General features: G+C 41.6%; 17 protein-coding genes. 7 read left to right on the top strand and 10 right to left on the bottom strand.

Going from position 1 to position 18,470, the window contains the following annotated elements:
• From PSH41_RS07570 to prmB, 3 genes are all read right to left on the bottom strand, one after another.
• The gene (locus PSH41_RS07570) at positions 1-378 is read right to left on the bottom strand and encodes a DUF4112 domain-containing protein (RefSeq protein ID WP_273588976.1); all 378 of its coding nucleotides are present in this window, start codon (positions 376-378) and stop codon (positions 1-3) included.
• Between the two features lie 119 nt (positions 379-497).
• Complete coding sequence (gene aroC, locus PSH41_RS07565) at positions 498-1,595, bottom strand: chorismate synthase (protein ID WP_024031890.1); 1,098 nt, start codon at positions 1,593-1,595, stop codon at positions 498-500.
• A 58-nt stretch (positions 1,596-1,653) separates the two neighbouring features.
• Positions 1,654-2,589: a 50S ribosomal protein L3 N(5)-glutamine methyltransferase gene (gene prmB, locus PSH41_RS07560; protein ID WP_004587294.1), complete on the bottom strand. Its 936-nt coding sequence runs from the start codon at positions 2,587-2,589 to the stop codon at positions 1,654-1,656.
• A gap of 151 nt (positions 2,590-2,740) precedes the next feature.
• Here prmB and smrB point away from each other — a divergent pair, with 151 nt between their 5' ends.
• Together smrB and PSH41_RS07550 are read left to right on the top strand one after the other, a co-directional pair.
• On the top strand, positions 2,741-3,298 hold the full coding sequence (gene smrB / locus PSH41_RS07555; RefSeq protein ID WP_024031888.1) for an endonuclease SmrB: 558 nt from the start codon (positions 2,741-2,743) through the stop codon (positions 3,296-3,298).
• A gap of 15 nt (positions 3,299-3,313) precedes the next feature.
• Positions 3,314-4,246: an AEC family transporter gene (locus PSH41_RS07550; protein ID WP_055253036.1), complete on the top strand. Its 933-nt coding sequence runs from the start codon at positions 3,314-3,316 to the stop codon at positions 4,244-4,246.
• 5 nt (positions 4,247-4,251) lie between these two features.
• On the opposite strand, the gene PSH41_RS07545 is transcribed toward PSH41_RS07550, so the two are convergent.
• Positions 4,252-4,602, bottom strand: a complete 351-nt coding sequence (locus PSH41_RS07545) for a RidA family protein (RefSeq protein WP_121637188.1) — start codon at positions 4,600-4,602, stop codon at positions 4,252-4,254.
• 15 nt (positions 4,603-4,617) lie between these two features.
• Positions 4,618-5,088: a phosphohistidine phosphatase SixA gene (gene sixA, locus PSH41_RS07540; protein ID WP_004587298.1), complete on the bottom strand. Its 471-nt coding sequence runs from the start codon at positions 5,086-5,088 to the stop codon at positions 4,618-4,620.
• Positions 5,089-5,271: 183 nt separating this feature from the next.
• On the opposite strand from sixA, the gene PSH41_RS07535 reads away from it, so the two are divergent.
• Together PSH41_RS07535 and PSH41_RS07530 are read left to right on the top strand one after the other, a co-directional pair.
• The gene (locus tag PSH41_RS07535; RefSeq protein WP_273588977.1) at positions 5,272-7,995 is read left to right on the top strand and encodes an insulinase family protein; all 2,724 of its coding nucleotides are present in this window, start codon (positions 5,272-5,274) and stop codon (positions 7,993-7,995) included.
• Between the two features lie 55 nt (positions 7,996-8,050).
• A complete protein-coding gene (locus tag PSH41_RS07530) occupies positions 8,051-10,309 on the top strand; it encodes a sensor domain-containing protein (protein WP_024031884.1) in 2,259 nt (752 codons plus the stop codon).
• A gap of 2 nt (positions 10,310-10,311) precedes the next feature.
• Here the strand turns inward: PSH41_RS07530 and PSH41_RS07525 are convergent, their stop codons facing one another.
• Both PSH41_RS07525 and efpL read right to left on the bottom strand, forming a co-directional pair.
• Positions 10,312-10,491, bottom strand: coding sequence for a hypothetical protein (locus tag PSH41_RS07525; RefSeq protein WP_374274991.1), 180 nt, complete (start codon positions 10,489-10,491; stop codon positions 10,312-10,314).
• A gap of 221 nt (positions 10,492-10,712) precedes the next feature.
• Positions 10,713-11,285: an elongation factor P-like protein EfpL gene (gene efpL / locus PSH41_RS07520; RefSeq protein WP_273588978.1), complete on the bottom strand. Its 573-nt coding sequence runs from the start codon at positions 11,283-11,285 to the stop codon at positions 10,713-10,715.
• 194 nt (positions 11,286-11,479) lie between these two features.
• Here efpL and PSH41_RS07515 point away from each other — a divergent pair, with 194 nt between their 5' ends.
• Positions 11,480-11,866: an MmcQ/YjbR family DNA-binding protein gene (locus PSH41_RS07515; protein WP_004587303.1), complete on the top strand. Its 387-nt coding sequence runs from the start codon at positions 11,480-11,482 to the stop codon at positions 11,864-11,866.
• A gap of 37 nt (positions 11,867-11,903) precedes the next feature.
• Here the strand turns inward: PSH41_RS07515 and PSH41_RS07510 are convergent, their stop codons facing one another.
• The 3 genes from PSH41_RS07510 to fadI form a co-directional block, all read right to left on the bottom strand.
• Positions 11,904-12,413: a GNAT family N-acetyltransferase gene (locus tag PSH41_RS07510; protein WP_273588979.1), complete on the bottom strand. Its 510-nt coding sequence runs from the start codon at positions 12,411-12,413 to the stop codon at positions 11,904-11,906.
• Between the two features lie 288 nt (positions 12,414-12,701).
• The gene (gene fadJ / locus PSH41_RS07505; RefSeq protein ID WP_273588980.1) at positions 12,702-14,924 is read right to left on the bottom strand and encodes a fatty acid oxidation complex subunit alpha FadJ; all 2,223 of its coding nucleotides are present in this window, start codon (positions 14,922-14,924) and stop codon (positions 12,702-12,704) included.
• Positions 14,924-16,234 (bottom strand): acetyl-CoA C-acyltransferase FadI, encoded by a 1,311-nt coding sequence (gene fadI, locus PSH41_RS07500; protein ID WP_004587306.1) that lies wholly within the window; start codon positions 16,232-16,234, stop codon positions 14,924-14,926. Before fadI ends, fadJ begins: the two co-directional genes overlap by 1 nt.
• Positions 16,235-16,563: 329 nt before the next feature.
• Between fadI and PSH41_RS07495 the strand changes: the two genes are divergently transcribed.
• Positions 16,564-17,520: an AAA family ATPase gene (locus tag PSH41_RS07495; RefSeq protein ID WP_273588981.1), complete on the top strand. Its 957-nt coding sequence runs from the start codon at positions 16,564-16,566 to the stop codon at positions 17,518-17,520.
• Between the two features lie 3 nt (positions 17,521-17,523).
• On the top strand, positions 17,524-18,468 hold the full coding sequence (locus tag PSH41_RS07490; RefSeq protein ID WP_029773480.1) for a DUF58 domain-containing protein: 945 nt from the start codon (positions 17,524-17,526) through the stop codon (positions 18,466-18,468).
• The last annotated feature ends 2 nt before the right edge of the window (positions 18,469-18,470 follow it).

Below are 18,470 nucleotides of genomic sequence, written 5' to 3'. Positions count from 1 at the left end.
TCAATTAGCTAACTGCGCATTTAAATGTTTTTTTAATAAACGGGTGTTGCGGGTGTTGGCTTTAAAAAAAGCATCAAATATATCGCCAAAAAATGGAACTAAGCCGCCTACAAAATCAATCAGCATATTAATGATCATCTTCGTTTTTATGCGTTTACTTACGCCTAATCGCTGCGCCTCTACCAGTACATAGCTTGATAAAATAAGTCCTGCAGCATCCCCTATAACGGGTATTAAACCAATCACAGCCTCTAGGCCAATATTAAATTTAGTAAAAGGAATGCCAATGCTGCTGTCTGTAAGCTTAATAAAACGCTCTAGCCTTGCTATAGCAGCTTGGGTTTCAAGGTGTGTGTTATCGTGCTTATTATCGTTCATGATTACTCTCCTCCTTAAAACAGTATATAGCGCAAACTTGAACAACCCCTGAAAGGCTTAAATGCAAGTTACAGGCACAAAAAAACGCGGTACTCCGCGCTTTTTTAAAATATTAACGGTTAAACAGAGCCGTTAATTGGTCCATGTTCGTGGTTAACATGTGGGTTTTGCCCGCGCTGGCGCAGTAAATGGTCCATTAAGGTAATGGCCATCATTGCCTCAGCAATAGGAATTGCACGAATACCAACGCACGGATCGTGACGGCCTTTGGTGATCATCTCCACTGCTTCGTTTTCAGTATTAATGCTTTTACCTGGAATAGTGATACTTGATGTAGGCTTAAGCGCAATAGAGGCAATAATATCTTGCCCTGTAGAAATACCAGCAAGTACGCCACCCGCGTGGTTTGAGGTAAAGCCTTCTGGGGTTAATTCATCACGATGCTCTGAGCCTTTTTGCTCAACCACATCAAAGCCATCGCCAATTTCTACACCTTTAACGGCATTAATGCTCATTAGTGAATGCGCAATTTCAGCATCTAGCCTATCAAATACAGGCTCGCCTAATCCTACCGGTACGTTGCTAGCCACTACTTTTACTTTAGCGCCCACTGAGTCACCTTGCTTTTTAAGGTCTCGCATGTATTCATCAAGCGCTTCTAGCTTACTTGCATCAGGGAAAAAGAATAAGTTGTTTTCAACTTCATCCCAGTCGTAACTTTCGGCTTTTATTGGCCCAAGTTGGCTTAAACATGCTTTTACTTCAATACCATGAAACTGCTTTAAGTATTTTTTAGCAATTGCGCCTGCCGCTACACGAATTGCGGTTTCACGCGCAGAAGAGCGACCACCGCCGCGATAATCGCGCAGGCCGTATTTGTGCCAGTAAGTGTAATCGCCATGACCTGGGCGAAACACATCTTTAATTTTACCGTAGTCTTTTGAGCGTTGATCGGTATTTTCGATAAGTAAGCCAATGCTGGTACCTGTGGTTTTACCTTCAAAAACACCTGAAAGAATTTTTATCTGATCGTCTTCTCGGCGCTGCGTTGTATAGCGGCTTTGCCCAGGTTTACGACGGTCTAAATCAATTTGTAAGTCAGCCTCTGTGATCTCAAGGCCTGCGGGAGTACCATCTACAACACCGCCTAGGGCAACGCCGTGGCTCTCACCAAAGGTGGACACTTTAAACAACTGCCCTATGCTATTACCTGCCATTAACTTTCCTCATTCCTAATGACTACAAAAGTTGCCGAGCATACGCTCGGCCTAAAATTTATTTTGCAAAATACGTATCAAGCTGCGCTTTGCTTATTACAAATACACCTAAGCCGCCTTGCTCAAACTCAACCCACTCAAATGGTGCACCCGGATACAAAGCATCCATATGTACCATAGAGTTACCAACTTCTACAAATAACAAACCGTTATCAGTTAGATGATTGCTAGCATGCTCTAAAATAGTACGTGTAACGTCTAAGCCATCATGCCCAGATGCTAAACCAAGCTCAGGCTCATGATGAAATTCTCGTGGTAAATCAGCCATATCCTCAGCATCAACATACGGAGGATTGGCTACTATTAGGTCATACTTTTGCCCTGGCACTCCACTAAATACATCTGACTGAATAGGCAGTACGCGGTCACTTAGCATATAGTCGTTTATGTTTATATCTGCTACTTCAAGCGCTTCATACGAAATATCAACCGCATCGACTTGCGCCGTTTCAAACGCCTGCGCAAGCGCAATAGCAATACAAGCAGAGCCTGTGCATAAATCTAAAATACGGTTAACGCTTTGCGGCTGCTCAAGCCACGGTGAAAACTTATTAGCAATAAGTTCAGCAAACGGCGAGCGCGGAATAAGCACACGCTCATCAACATAAAATGGCATGCCCGCAAACCAAGCAATGTTTGTTAAATAAGGAACCGGCGTGCAGTCATTTATACGCTCTGCGATTAACCCTGCTAGGCGGTTTTTTTCTGTGCTTGTTAACCGCGCATGCATTAACTCTTTGGGGGCATCAATAGGTAAACTTAGTGCAGGAAGTAATAAGCTAACTGCTTCATCCCACGCGTTATCTGTGCCATGTCCAAAAAATATTCCACTACTTGCAAATTGGCTTGTAGTCCAGCGTAACCAGTCATGTAACGTTGACAGTTCTGCAACAGCTTCATCAAGTGTTGCTTCTTCTATTTGTAAATCACTCATATTTTTTACCTGTTTTAGCTAACTGACTGTTTTGAGTCTTTGCGACGATTGCATTGCCTAACTGTGCTGAGCAAATTACAATTGCCCCTCACCTTTATATTGTACCGCCTTTTGCGCTGCGTTTTTACGTTTTTTTGTTTAGGTAAAATTTATGAAAAAAGACATCTCATCACAATCGTCCCTAAGCAATGACGACATTGACCTTTTTCGCCAAACAATTACAGGCGCTAAGGTGTTTAAACAAGATACCCATAGGTTTGATACAAAACCTAAGGTGTCACAAGCGAAGCAATTTGCCCAGCAAAAAAAGCAGGTTGAGTCTGAATTTTTCTTCTCTGACGAATATATTCCCGATATAGACACAAATAGCACCATTAATTACGTGCAAAATGGCCACGACTCTTTTTTAGCAAAACAGTTGCGACGCGGCGACTTTGCGCCCGATTTAACACTCGACCTGCACGGGCTTAATAAAGAACGTGCAAAAGATGAACTCGCGGGGCTTATTCACGAGTGCAAAAAACAGCATTATTACTGCGCGTGCATAGTGCATGGCATTGGCGAGCGTGTTTTAAAACACAAAGTACCGCAGTATTTGGTACAGCACCCCGATGTAATTGCCATGCATCAAGCACCGTTAGAATATGGCGGGCGCGGTGCCGTGCTGATTTTAATTGATTTACCACAAAGTGATGAGTTTAGACGCTAATTAAAGGAATAATACGTGCAAATTTTTTCGATTATTTTTCCCTTAATTTTTATTGTCGCACTGGGCTACACCTGTTGTTATTTTAAGTTTTTTAATCAGCAGCATATTGCCGGCTTAAGTAAATTTACTTTTTATGTGAGCTTACCCGCCTTTTTAATGCTCAATATGTCGCAAATAAATTTGCATCAAAGTATTAGCCTCGAAGCATTTTTAAGCTTTTATATTCCTGTATTAGCGGTATTTGCTTTGGGCATACTTATTGATAGGTACTATTTAACTAAACAAGCCAATGCTGGAAATTATCAACAGCATAGTGTTTTTGGTCTTGCCGGTAGTTATTCAAATATGGTGTTAGTGGGTATACCCATTGTTATTGCTTCACTTGGCAAAGACATGATTGCTATCGCCTTTATGATCATCACATTTCATAGCACGCTGCTTTTTGCGTTAACTTATTTAATAGGCGCGAAAGGAAACACAGCTGACTTCTCGTGGGCAAAATTTGCTAAAAACATGGTCCTTAACCCTATAGTGTTAAGTATTGGCTGTGGATTACTTTTAAATGTGTCGGGAATTACATTATTTGCGAATTTAGCCAATGCCTTAGAGCTACTCGCCAGCCCTGCTATTGCATGTGCTTTATTTGTGTTAGGCGCTAATTTGGTGTTTTATAAGGTGGCAGCAAATTGGCAGCCGGCCCTTATTTCTTCACTGTTAAAAATACTGATTTTGCCTGCTGCTGTGTGTGTAGCAGCTACGTGGGTGTTTGTACTAGATACGCAAATTCGTAACGTACTGGTATTGCTAAGTGCCTCGCCTGTTGGCGTTAATGCGTACTTAATTGCAAGCCAATTAAATACGCATCAAGTTACGCTCGCCGGTGCAGTGGTGCTTTCAACGGTGCTTAGTGTAGTAAGCTTTTCGTTTTGGCTTGCTGTGCTTTTATAAAACGCTTATTTAAGTGCGGCCACTACCGAAATTTCGACCAATAGCGCATCGCGCGCCATTTTAGCTTCAACACAGGCGCGTGCTGGTGCATAACCTTCTGGCACCCATGCATCCCATACTGCATTCATATCGGCAAAATATTCCATGCTCTTAACGTAAATAGTTGCGCTTAGCATATGCTTTTTAGAACTCCCTGCCTGCTCAAGTAAGGCCTCGACTTTGTCGAGCATAGTTTGCGTTTGCTCTTTAATGTTTTGCTCTGCATCGCTGCATACTTGTCCGCATAAATAAACGGTTCCATTATGTTTAACTATACGGCTCATGCGCGCACCCGTTTCAAGGCGTTCTATACTCATTGTTATCTCTTTTCTCTATATGTTGGCAGGCGCGTTAATATTTACATATTCACTGCGCTGTGAGGTTTCGTCATACTGAATTACAGCAACCGCTGCGGTGTTAAAAATTGGCATATTACCCGGGCTGAGCTGATCAACTATATAACTCACTATGGGCATATGGGCGACCACCAACCAGGTATTACACTGAGGATGCATGGCAATAAGTGTTTCTAAATAATCAGCTGCTATTTGTGGCTTCCCCTCGGGGATTATGTCGCTACAGGTTTCACTAAATTTAAATACATTGTTTTTTTCAACTTCTTTAGCCGTTTGCTGCGCGCGCGAGTAAGGACTTACCAATAACGCATCAACAGAAAAGTGTTTGTGTAGCCATAAGCCCATTTTTTCTGCTTCTGCATGGCCTTTCGGTGTTAGGTTTCTTGCTGCGTCGTTAGCTTGCATCGGTGTCGCTTCGCCGTGGCGCATAATTAAGATTGTTTTCATAAAAAATCAACCGATTAATGAATATAAAACAGTAGCCAGTTTGCCCATTTGTCCGCTATATTAACTATTATTCCAAAGAATAATTCTCTCATGATATTCAGGTAAATCTTTTCGCTATTTTTTCGCTGTCCTGAAGCTATCATCTGTTGTTAACAAGTAAACGTCTAGTTTCAGGAGCATCATTTGAATATCAGCCGCAATGATAACAGAGCATACCGCGCCATTACACTCGACAATGGGCTAAAAGTATTATTAGTGCAAGATAAAGATTCAACTAAAGCCGCTGCTTCTATGGCGGTTAACGCTGGCCATTTTGATGACCCCCTTGACAGGCAAGGCCTTGCACACTTTTTAGAGCATATGCTTTTTTTAGGCACCGACCAATACCCTGATTCTGGAAGCTTTAATAATTTTGTGTCTCAATCGGGCGGGAACACCAACGCCTGGACCGGCACTGAGCACACGTGCTATTACTTTGATATTAATAACCAAGCCATTGAAAAAGCACTTGCGCAATTTAGCCGTTTTTTTATTGCCCCATTATTAAACCCAGCTGAAACCGAAAAAGAACGTAATGCCATAGAGGCTGAGTTTAAATTAAAAATAAAAGATGATGGGCGTCGTATTTATCAGGCTCATAAAGAAACCGTAAACCCAGCCCACCCCTTTGCTAAATTTTCGGTGGGTAATTTACATACCCTCGCCGATAGAGAGCGCTGCATAAGTGACGAGTTAAGAGATTTTTTTAATAAGCACTATCAAGCGCAGTGGATGACACTGGTAATTTGTGCCAACGAACCGCTTGATACACTCGCGCAGTGGACACATCGCTATTTTAGTGGCATTAATGGCCATAAAGGTGCGCTTAAAGCCCCTATTGAGGAGCCATTATATCGCGCGCAAGATATTGGCAAAGTACTGCACATTGAACCACACAAGCACATGCAAAAACTCATTATTAGTTTTGCTATGCCAAATATCGATGACTTTTATCGCCACAAAACCGTCAGCTTTATAGCCCATTTACTAGGCTACGAAGGCGCAGGCTCGTTGTACTCAATTTTAAAAGAGCAAGGGTGGATTAACGCACTTTCTGCCGGCGGCGGTATAAATGGCAGTAACTTTAAAGATTTTAACATTAGCATGGCGCTTACCGATGAAGGCATTGAATACTTTGAAGACATAATAGAAATTGTGTTTGAGTATATTTGCCTAATCAACGATAACACCGACAAACTACCGCGCCTATATCAAGATAAAAAAAACCTGTTACAAATTGCGTTTGATAACCAAGAAAAATCGCGCTTAATTGATTGGGTAAGTAACCTAAGCATTAATATGCAGCACTACGACGAAGCTAACTATGTGCAAGGCGATTACTTAATGGAGGGCTTTAATAAAGCCACTCACGAAATGGCGATGCAATGGCTTAACCCACATAATATGCGCTTAGTACTTATTCATCCAGGCGTAGAGGCAGAGCACACCACCGCGTGGTACAACACCCCTTACAAAGTTGAGCCAATTTCGCCGCATTGGCTGGAGTCGCTTGCGCACATAAATAAACCGCTGAGCACTATGCTGCTGCCCACAGCAAACCCCTATTTAACAAAAGAAGTGGTGCTATACGAAGTCGAAAAACCTCAAACCAAGCCTTTACTGTTAGTTAAAGAGCCTGGGTTTGACTTTTGGTTTAAACAAGACAACACCTTTAGAGTGGCCAAAGGTCATTTTTATTTAGCAATGGACTCGCACTTTGCAGTAAAAGATGTAAAGCACATGGCATTAACGCGCCTTTTTAGTGACTTATTTATGGACAGTGTTGGCGAGCAGTTTTACCCCGCAGAATTGGCAGGTTTAAGCTATCATTTAACCTCTCACCAAGGCGGGCTTACGTTGCACACCGCTGGGCTATCGACTAGTCAGCTAGAATTGGTGGAGCAATTACTTGATGCGCTATTTAATGTTGATATTTGCGCACGCCGCTTTGCCGAATACAAAAAACAACTGGTAAGACACTGGCGCAACAGCAACCAAAATAAACCAGTGAGTGAATTATTTAGCGTGTTAGGTGCTAAAATAATGCCATGGAACCCACAACCCGACGAGTTAGCCACTGCACTTAAAAATACATGTTTTCAGCAATTTAACGAATTTAGAGCCGACTTTTTTAAAGCCTTACATGTTGAGTCGTTTTTACACGGTAATTGGCAACAAACAGACGCGAAAGTATTTCATAAAAAAGTGGCTGAGCATTTAAAAAATGCCACGGCTATTGAAGATTTAACACGCCCGCTGTACGAGATAGACCAAGTGACTCGCTGCGAACTTGAACTGCCATGCAGTGATAACGCCATGGTCATTTACTACCAAGCACAAAGTGCAGAAGTGGATGAAAAAGTTAAATTAATGGCACTTAATCATATAATTAACCAAGACTATTTTAACGAGCTGAGAACCACACAACAGCTAGGTTACTTAGTTGGCTCTGGCTATGCACCATTTAACACCCGCGCCGGTATTGCTTTTTATATTCAATCACCAAAATTTGAAGCTCAGACTCTACTGCACAGGCATAATCATTTTGTAAGTCAGTTTATTGCTAACCTAGACTCCCTGGATGAAACAACATGGCAGCAGCATAAACAAGGTTTGACAACTCATATTGCTGAAAAAGATAAAAACTTACGGTTACGCTCACAGCGCTTTTGGCTTGCAATAGGCAATAAAGATCATGACTTTCATATGCAAAAACGCCTCCTAGAGGCACTGCACGCCCTCAGCCTAGAAGAAATGAAAAGCTATGCCATAGCTACTTTTTCAAAAGATAGGCCAAGGTATGAGTTATTAAGTAGCGCAAAAGTAAATAAATCGCAAAAAATGTCGCTTTGCTCGCAATCTCTTTGACTCTGCAAGTGGCATGATTTAAATTATCATTTGTTAATTAGTAGTAATAAAACAAATGATAAAAATAACAACAATAAAATGTGGTTTTTACTGGTTGCTGCTAAGCCTAGCACCCGCAGCGGTTGCCTTTGAACACGCCTTTAATATAAATACCAACACCGTTTTAATTATTGCCAGTGCCCTACTTGCGCTGGCTTTGCCATACCTATTATTTGTAATTTATAAATTAAAGCGCTCTCGGTTACAGCACAGCCTCTCGGAAAAGCGCTTAAAAAGCACGGTTGAAGGCAGTGGCGATACTCTTTGGGATTGGAATATAAAAACTGGCGAAGTTATTCGTATTAACGATAAATACATGATGGATTCAACAACGTTAATGGGTTTTCCGCCAAATAAAAGCTTGATACACCCACATGATATTGCTTCAGTAGAGCATTTATTAAAAAAACACTTTGCTCAAAAGTCTGCTTTTTTTGAAGCCACTTACCGTATTAAAGACACCTTTGGCCATTGGCACTGGGTATTAGACCGCGGAAAAATAATAGAAAAAGATGCCAACTTAGCGCCACTGAGAATGACCGGCACAGTGCGCGATATTTCAGTATTAAAATCAACACAAGAGCGCCTCAATTTATTTGCTAAGTGTGTAGAATCACTCACTGATGCACTTGCTATATATGATAAAAACTTTAACTTAGTTGATATTAACCCCAGCTTTTTAACGCTTTTTGGTGGCGTTAGAGAGCAATATCTCAAAAAGCCTTTTAACTTACCTGGTTACGATAAAAGCTACACAGAAAACATTAAAAATATAGTGCGAGAGCGGGAGCGAATTCAACAAGAGGTAAAACTGCGCAATAGTGAGCGAGTGTTACTGCCCATAGAGATTTCTATTGATGAGATAAAAAACGATCAACACCAAATAACAAACTATGTAGTGGTTTATTCAGATTTAACCGAACGTAAAAATGCACAATCGCAACTGCATAATTTATCAAATAGAGACCGTACGACCAGTTTACCTAACAGAAATTTATTTTTTACCGACCTTCAAAAGCTAGTAAAACAAAATACCCACCATGCCCTTTTGGTATTTGATTTAGATAATTTTAAAAAGATTAATGATTCATTAGGCCACCAGCTAGGCGACAGCCTATTAGCAAAACTGGCTATGCGATTAAATAAATTAACCCGTGAGAATGATGTTTTTTACCGCTTAGGGGGTGATGAATTTGCCTTAGTTATGGCAGATACTAATGATATTCATGTTATTACTCGCATGGCAAAGCAATTTTTAGCTGCAATTGCGACCCCATTTAAAATGGCAGGCCACGAGCTCGCTATTACCTCAAGCGTAGGCATAGTGTTATTCCCTGAAGATGGCAGTACCCCAGAGCTGTTATTAAAAAACGCAGATACCGCAATGTATCATGCTAAAAAGAAAGGCAATAGTTACCTGTTTTTTAACGACACCATGAACCGCCAAGCGGTTAAACGCTTACAAATAGAAAACCTAATGCGCTTTGGTCTAAAAGAAAACCATTTTGAAGTGTATTACCAACCAAAAATGAATATTCGCACAGGTAAACTTACCGGAATGGAAGCATTAGTGCGCTTTATAACCCCTAAAAAAGGCGTTATTAGCCCCGGTGTATTTATTCCTATTGCAGAGGAAACCGGGCAAATAATAGAAATTGGTGAAGTGGTTTTAAACAAAGCGTGTCGCGATGTAAAACAATGGCTAGACGATGGGCTATTTAGCGGCCGCGTTGCAGTTAACTTATCGGCTAAGCAGTTTAGCTTGCCAGATTTAACGACCCGTATTGACGTGATATTGCAAAAAAACGAGCTACCTTCTTACTTTTTAGAGCTGGAAATTACCGAAGGCACGGTAATGGACGACCCACAAGAAGCCATTGCAATTATGCGCTCGCTAAGTGCGCGTGGTATTCATTTAGCCATGGACGATTTTGGTACAGGTTATTCATCTTTAGCGTACTTAAAACAATTTCCGCTGAATACCTTAAAAGTAGATAAAGCATTTATTGATGACATGAAAACCGAACGTGGCCGCAACATGGTTGACTCTATCGTGACGATTGCGCAAAACCTCGATTTACATGTGGTTGCTGAAGGTGTGGAGCAAGCAAGCCAAATTGACATACTCAAAACGCTAAATTGTGAAACCGTACAGGGCTACTTCTATTCAAAACCGCTTTCAAAAGATGAATTTACGGCCTTTTTAAAGCAGCAACAAAGCAACTCTACGCCAAGCCTTATTAGTGCTAATAAACATTTAGCGCAAATAAGGTAATGTTACGGGCGCCATATACACGCACCAGCGCCTACGTTGCGTATAAAAGCACGCCTGTAATGCAAACCAAATAAGCACCATGCGCCAGGGCCTATTAGCGCCCCTAATAAAATCCACCGTTTAATTGGCATACCTTTTTTAAGCGCTTGAACGTAAATGGCCAAAGCACATAGAGCGTTAATAAAAACGAAAAGCAAACATCACCTTAGTTGAGCTCAAAACAACGCTGCGCATTTTAACGGCAAATAACACACTTTTAAAGCAGCAGGCTTAATAAACCAATGAGTCGCCATTTTAGTTATCAGCGCATAAGTTAAGCATTGATGCAGATTACTATTCCCTAGTTTAAAAATTTAGCCATAAAAAAAGCCGGCATAGCGCCAGCTTTATTGTATAGCTTGGGTTACTTTTCAGCGCGACCCATAAATTTGTGCTCAACCGTATTAATACGGATCCGGTCGCCCGTAGATATATGCTCAGGCACCGAAATGGTTAAACCCGTGCTCAGGCGTGCAGGCTTAGAGCGTGCACTGGCAGAAGCGCCTTTGATTGAAGGGTCTGTTTCTTCAACAACCAGCTCTAGGCTTGATGGCAAATCTAAACCTACAGGCGAGCCATCAATCACAATAACGTGTACGCCTTGCGTTTCTTCGTTAACGAATTGAATTTCTTCTGCAATCGCCTCTTTGTTTAAGTTATACGGCGTGTAGTCTTCATTATCCATAAACACGTATTCATCGCCATCAATGTACGAAAGCATTGCTTCGCGGCGAGTTAAATCTGCTAGGGTTAGCATGTCGCTGTCTTTGAAGGTTTCGTCTACTTTCGCACCTGTTACTACATCGTATAAACGCATACGGTACAAACTACCGCCTGCACGACCTTGCGGTACTGAACGTACAATATCTTTAACTACCAACACGCGATTATTAAACTCAATCGCGGTTCCTTTTTTAACTTCACTCGCCTTTGGCATGGGGGTTTTCCTATTATTTTTTTGATTGCCAGAAACATACCACGAACTGGGTATTGTTCAACTAAAAATACGTTAATTTGGGGCTGCATTTGATATAGACTTGCAAATTTTTAATTTAAAACTAAATACCTATAATCAAAAGCGAAAAAAACTGCTATGGTATCTCTACCGAGTATGACTTCAAGGATTGGATCATGGACCAAAACACAGTACATGAGTATTTAGTAAAGAAGCCCTTGGTGCAAGTGACAAAACCATTTGCTCAAGAGGTTGATGTTTATAAAGTAAATCATAAAATGTTTGCCACCCTTGCCTTAGGTAATGATGGAGACGTAAATGATGATGGAGATCCTATTTGGTGGCTTAATTTAAAGTGCGATCCCGATGAAGCACTTAAATTGCGTGATATTTTTCCTGCGGTGATCCCTGGCTATCATATGAACAAGCGGCTTTGGAATACGGTGATATTAGATGGCTCTATTCCACAAGGCGAAATTGAAAGAATGATCGATAATTCGTTCAAATTAGTTGTTGAGAATATGCCAGAAAAAGACCGTAAAGCAATTGAAGCACATCTATAGAAACCACCATCACGGGCTAGCTTGCTAGCCCTATTTGCTACAATTTTAATGTGTATATCAAATCATCATAACGTGTATTATTAATAGTGTGTGTTTGAGTATTAATGCCAGTTAACGTTAATCCACACTTTTGTAATACCTTTTCAGACCCTATATTCCCCTTTGTAACCACGGCTTTAAACTGTGTAATACCGCATTGTTGCCATGCCCACTCAATCACGGCACGCAATGACTCACTGGCAAAGCCTTGATTAAAATACGAGGGTAAAAACAAATAGCCTAGCTCAGCTTGCTCAAGTTCGTATGTAAACCCCGTTACACCCATGGGCTCATTTGAATGCTTATCAATTACCACAAGGCAAAGTGGATGAGTAGAAGTGCTATCCCAACTTTTTAAACGTTGTTCAAACCTGCTGCGTACAAACGCTTCGCTGGGCATATCGTAGCAATAACGGATCACGGTAGGATTTTGATGTAACTGCAAAAATAATGGCCAATCACTGCTTTGAAGTGGGCGCATTGCCAATCGTGCTGTAAACAACTGCATAATGGTTTACCTCTTATCTGCTTAGCTGCAAATTAAGCTAACATACTTTATAGCAAGCCACTTAATTATAAGTCTTATTTGAGGGTAAAAACCTGTCGATAACTAAATAAAAACTGGCAATTTAGGTTTTATAAATGCACGTTTTTAACACAGGTAGCGACACGTTTAGCCCCGCAGAATAATTAAGTATTATTGCGGGTTGCTATTATTGCGCCCTAGTATTCTATATTTACAAATAGCAGATATAAAAAAACCGCATATAATGCGGTTTTTTTTAATCAAGCTGTTTTACGAGTCTTGTTTTGGTGAGTCAACGCTCTCTTCTTGAGGTTGCTCATCAGAAGGCTCTGCTTCTATAGCTTGTTCAGCAACAGGTGCTGGGCTTGGCTCATCTGCAACAGGCTGCGTTTGATAAAACTTAGCGCCTGATTCAGCCATACTTACTAACGTGTCGCATGGGGCAAAATTTGCATTGCTATTAGCTAATGTAGACATTTCAGAGCTAACCTTGCTGGCGCCCAATTTATCCATATAGCTAAACGGTCCACCTAAAAACGGTGGGAAGCCAATACCAAATATAGCGCCAATGTCGCCATCACGTGGGCTTGCAATAATGCCATCGTCTAAACAACGCACGGCTTCGTTAAGCATTTGTGATACACAACGCTTAGCAATTTCGCTTTTATTTAAACGCGGTGCAGGGGTTACACCTAATAGCTCATACACTGACTCGTCAACTTTTTTGCTCTTTTTATCGTACTCATAAAAACCACTACCCGTTTTACGGCCTAGGCGTTTTGAATCAATCATACGAGAAAATGCATCTGGCGCTTTAAAACGCTCGCCTAATTCTTTTTCAAGAATTGGGGCTATTTTAGAGCCTATATCAATCCCTACTTCATCAAGTAAAGCAAGCGGCCCAACTGGGAAACCAAACTCTACAAGGGCTGCATCAATTTTTTCAATTGGCTCACCGGCAAGCATTAAATTAGCTGCTTCATTTACATAAGGCGCTAAAATACGGTTTACGTAAAAGCCTGCCATGTCTTTTACCACAATGGGCGTTTTACCTTGCTTACGTGCAAAGTTAACTACGCGCGCTATAGTCTCTTGTGAAGTCCCTTCGTGCGGAATAATCTCCACTAATGGCATTTTTTCAACTGGCGAGAAGTAATGCAGGCCAATCACGTTTTCAGGGCGCTGTGCCTGTGCTGCAATTTGTGAAATAGGCAGTGATGACGTGTTACTTGCAAAAATAGTATTGCTTTGGCATTGCTGCTCTATATCGGCAACCATACCTTGCTTTAAGGCTAAATCTTCAAAAACAGCTTCTACTACTAAATCAATGTGTTTAAAGCCACTGTAGTCGGTAGTACCGGTAATACGGTTCATTGTTAACTGCATATCAGCTTTAGACATAATGCGGCGTTTAAGGCGCTTATCTAAAATTTTGTAAGTGTAGTTCATGGCATTACTAATGCCCTGCTCTGCTACATCTTTAATACGTACAGGGACTTTGGCTTTTACTGCGCTTACATGCGCAATACCGGCACCCATTAGGCCGCCACCTAAAACAGCTGTTTTACTAATTGCTGGCGCATCGTCGTTGCGCCACTCTTTTTTCATTTCAGTGGTTGCAAAGAAAATACCGCGAAGCGCTTTAGATTCATCACTCATTACAAGTGTTGCAAAGCTTTCAGCTTCTGTTTTGTATGCTTTTAATTTATCCAGCTCTACACTTGCACGCACAGCCTTAATAATTGCAAGCGGTGCAGGATAATGTCCGCCGGTTTTTTTAAGGACGTTTTCTTTGGCTTTTTTAAAGATAAAGTTGCGGCCAAACGGGTTTGACTCTAATAATTTGCTTACTTTATCAAGCTTTGGCTCTTTATCTGCTGGCTTTTTCTTAGCGGCAAATTCTTTAGCGACTTTTAGTAATACACTTTGTGGTACTACATCATCTAATACGCCTGCTTTTTTAGCCTGCTTAGGGCGAATCTGCTTGCCAGTTAGCATCCATTCAAGTGCTTTTTGAATGCCTACAATTTTAGTTAAACGCTGCGTACCGCCACCACCTGGTAATAAACCAAGTTGGACTTCAGGCAGGCCTACTTTAGTCATATCGCTATCTGTGCCTACGCGGTAATCACACGCTAAAGCAAACTCTAAACCACCACCAAGCGCAGCACCATGTATTGCACTCACTGTTGTATAAGGTAGTTTTGTCATATCAAAAAATGCTTGATGACAAAGTTCACTAATTGCTAATGCATCTTCACGCTTTTGCACGCTATCAAGCATTTTTACATCAGCGCCCGCGATAAAGTTATCGCTTTTACCACTAATAAATACCATCCCCTTTACTGACTCTTGTTTCGCTTGTTCAAGTAAAGCTTTTAAGTCATCAGCGAATGAATCGCGCAGGGTGTTCATTTTCTCACCCGGCACATCAATGGTTACTACGGCAATTTTATTTTCATCTACCGTTAAATTAAATACTGAATCTGTCATTATGCGCTCTCCAATACAAAGGCTGCACCTAAACCACCAGCAGCACACGCTGTTGTTAATGCTAAACCGCCACCACGACGTTTAAGCTCGTGTAAGCTTTGCGTAATTAAGCGAGCACCGGTTGCAGCAAATGGGTGACCATATGCCAGTGAGCCGCCGTTAACGTTAAACTTATCCATGTTAATTTCGCCAATTGCTTTGCTACGACCAAGTTTTTCTTGCGCAAACTTATCTGATGCAAACATTTTCATATTGGCAAGTGTTTGCGATGCAAAGGCTTCGTGCATTTCAATTAAATCTAAATCAGCAAGTGTAATTCCTGCTCTATCAAGTGCGATAGGCGTTGAATGCGCTGGGCCCATTAGCATGTCTTTTTCTACACCAATTGCCGAAAACGCAAAGCTACGTACATAACCTAAAATTTCGTAGCCTAGTGCTTTTGCTTTGCTTTCGCTCATCATCAGTACGGCAGCTGCACCATCGGTTAATGGTGTTGCATTAGCAGCGGTAACCGAGCCATGTTGGCGATCAAATACCGGTTTAAGCTTAGCGTAGCCTTCAACTGTAGAATTTTTACGAATGTTATTATCTTCTTCAATAAAGCTTTTATATGGCGGTAAGTGCGCCGTCATTACTTCATCTTTTAACTTGCCATCGGCCCATGCTTGGGTTGCAAGTGAATGCGAGCGATGCGCTAGTGCATCTTGATCTTCACGGCTTATGTTATGTGTTTTAGCCATTTGCTCAGCAGTTTGCCCCATTGAAAGGCCTGTTGAGTACTCAGCAACCGCAGGCGGTACTGGTAATAAATCTTTTAAACGCAGTTTTGAGAATATTTGTAAACGCTGGCCTAAGGTACGTGCTTTGTTTAAATCAACTAAGCTACCTGCCAATTTTTTACTTACGCCAATAGGTAATACTGAAGATGAGTCGGCGCCACCGGCGATACCTACATTTACAGAGCCTGCCATAATAGACTCAGCTACATTAGCAATGGCCTGAAAGCTGGTAGCACACGCGCGCGATACTGAATACGCGTCTACGCCTACTGGCATACCCGTACCTAAAACAATTTCACGTGCAATATTTGGCGCTTCTGGCATTTGTACTACTTGACCAAATACAAGTTGATCGATTTCTGACTTGTCGAAATTTAATCGTTCAAGCATTTCGTTAACCACCAACTTACCCATATCAAGGGCTGGTACATGGTGAAACGCTGTTGCTTGTTTTGCAAAAGGAGTACGTAAGCCGCTAACGATGGCAATACGGTCGCCTTTTGGTGTTTTTAGTATGTTTTGCTCAGACATTTATGCTCTCCCGCTGACAGGTCTGACCTGTTTGTTTTCCTCGATTCTAAACAACCCGTGTGCTAAAGCCAATAGATAAACACAAATTTATACAAAAGCACTAAAGGTAGATATATACATAGTGCTTAATATTGACTACCACAATAGGCTTTTTTGCGCGTTTTTACAAAGTTTTGTGGTACGCTAAAAACCGTTAAAAAATAACGAACTATTTTTAAAAATACAGTCTAACTCTTGAGTTACTCACTTATAAACCTTATAACTAGGTCAGTATTAATCACCTAAAATAAATTAGGTACAAACCCAGCTGACGAGGAAGTCTATTTATTATGGCAGCTAACGCATTCAAACAATTAAAAACGTACTTAGATACACAAATTATTGGCCAGCCAGAGCTTACTCAAGCACTCCTTATTGCCATTTTAGCTGATGGCCATTTATTAGTAGAAGGCCCGCCAGGGCTTGCAAAAACCCGTGCTGTTAACGCCCTTGCTAAAGGTATTGAAGGCTCGTTCCAGCGCGTACAGTTTACGCCCGACTTATTACCTGCCGATGTAACTGGCACCGATATTTACCGCCAACAAACCAGCGAGTTTGTGTTTGAGAAAGGCCCTTTATTTCATAACCTTATTTTAGCCGATGAAATAAACCGTGCCCCAGCAAAAGTACAATCAGCACTACTAGAAGCCATGGCAGAGCGCCAAGTAACGGTAGGCAAAAACACCTACCCGCTAAGCGATTTATTTATGGTAATGGCTACCCAAAACCCGCTGGAGCAAGAAGGGACTTACCCACTGCCAGAGGCACAATTAGACCGCTTTTTATTACATTTAAGCATTGATTACCCAGGTGCAGAGCACGAGCTAGACATACTGCGATTAACCCGTGGTGAAGCACTCAATGAACAACAAGCGGTTATGCAACAAATTACCCAAAGCGATTTATTTGCAGCTCGCCATGCTATTTTAGGCTTGTATTTAGCCGAGCCGCTTGAGCAATATTTAGTACAGCTTATTATTGCCACTCGTGAAGGAGCTAAGTTTGATGAGCAACTTGGCCGTTGGATTGAGTTTGGCGCAAGTCCGCGTGCTACCATTGCACTTGATAAATGTGCCCGTGCCCACGCTTGGTTACATGGCCGCGATTTTGTAGCACCCGATGACATTCAAGCCGTTGTACATAATGTACTGCGCCATCGTATTATTTTAAGCTACGAAGCACAGGCTGATGGCATTACTAAAGATCAGGTTATAAGCCGCATTGTTGAACTTGTAGCCGTACCCTAAGTTATGCAAACACAATTAGACTCAAAGGCGTGGCTAAAAGAAAGCCACAGCCACGGTGTAAATTTAGCGCTAAAAGAACTGCTGTATTACAAAGCTAAAGCACAGTTATTAGAGCTGGCACCTAAAGTTAAAATTAAAAACAGTTTAACTGGGCAATACCTTGCGCCCCATAAAGGCCGAGGCATGGAGTTTGCCGAAGTGCGTCATTACCAGCAAGGTGATGACATTCGCTCTATTGACTGGCGAGTAACAGCGCGTACCGGCGAAACCCATACAAAGCTTTTTCAAGAAGAAAAAGAGCGCCCTGTTTTTGTATTTACTGATTTTTCAAACTCTATGCTATTTGGCTCAAAGCTGCTGCTTAAGTCGGTACAGGCTGCGCACATTAGCGCGCTAGTTGCGTGGTCGGCGTGTCAACGCGGAGATAGAATTGGCGGTATCGTGTTTAATCAACACTCGCATTTAGAACTAAAGCCCAGCGCCCGCGAAAAAGCGGTATTAAAGCTGTGTCATAATCTATGCGACAGCCACCAGCAAGCACTTAACAATATAGATAAACAAGCAACCAACAACTTTAGCGATAATTTAAAACGCCTTAACCACTTAGCTAAACCTGGCAGCTTAGTGTATTTAGTCTCTGACTTTAATGGCTTAGATGATGCAAGCTTTAAACAATTAGAAATACTAAGCCGCCACTGTGAGCTGATAGGCTGTCATATAAGTGATCCGTTTGAACATACGCTCCCCGCGTTTAAAAACGCTGTCACTGTTAATGCCAACGGCCAAGATTTTGCGCTACCGCTTATGGATAAAAGCTTTAGAGAACGCTTTGCAAAAAACGCCGAGCAAGCATTTAGCACACGTCTAAATCGCTTAACTAAATCGGGTCTTAACTTAATATCATTCAATGCAGCCAGCCCGCTTGAGCTGCAATTAGTGAGAAAATAACC

This window comes from Pseudoalteromonas sp. CST2 (genome assembly GCF_028599385.1).
Classification (GTDB): domain Bacteria; phylum Pseudomonadota; class Gammaproteobacteria; order Enterobacterales; family Alteromonadaceae; genus Pseudoalteromonas; species Pseudoalteromonas atlantica.
Note: the sequence above shows the minus strand (reverse complement) of the source record. Positions and strands in the feature narration are given on the sequence as shown.